The following is a 595-nucleotide window of genomic DNA, read 5'->3' as shown; positions in this document are numbered from 1 at the left end:
TCCGCGCCGAGGTGTTCGGCTCGCTGGCCCTGACCGGACGCGGCCACGGCACCGACACCGCCGTGCTGCTCGGCCTGGAGGGCCACCGCCCCAACCTGATCGATCCGGACATCATTCCCGACACCCTGGCCCGCATCCGCGCCAGCAAGCGCATCAACCTCATGGGCCGCCACGAGATCGCCTTCGACGAAAAGCGCGACCTGGCCCTGAACAAGCGCCAGAAGCTGCCCTACCACACCAACGGCATGCGCTTCACCGCCTTCGACGCCGACGAGGCCGTCATCGCCACCCGCGACTACTACTCCGTGGGCGGCGGCTTCGTGGTCAACGCCGACGATGCCGCCGACGACCGCATCGTCCCCGACCAGACCCCGCTGCCCTACCCGTTCAAGAGCGGCGACGAGCTGCTGGCCCAGGCCGCGCGCAGCGGCCTAAGCATCGCCCGGATGATGTTCGAGAACGAGAAGTGCTGGCGCAGCGAGGACGAGATCAGGGCCGGCCTGCGCGAGATCTGGGAGGCCATGCAGGCCTGCGTGACCCGTGGCATCCGCTCCGAGGGCACCCTGCCCGGCGGCCTGCGCGTGGGCCGCCGCGC

Annotated in this window: 1 protein-coding gene; it reads left to right on the top strand. The window is 70.6% G+C overall.

All coding sequences use genetic code 11. The annotated features are described in order from the left end of the window. On the top strand, positions 1 to 595 hold a 595-nt coding region (locus K5L01_RS14845), incomplete at both ends, for a serine dehydratase beta chain (protein ID WP_250065384.1).

Origin of the sequence: Stenotrophomonas mori (genome assembly GCF_023556335.1) — a bacterium.
Classification (GTDB): Bacteria; Pseudomonadota; Gammaproteobacteria; order Xanthomonadales; family Xanthomonadaceae; genus Stenotrophomonas; species Stenotrophomonas mori.
This window is presented reverse-complemented; position numbering and strand designations above follow the sequence as displayed.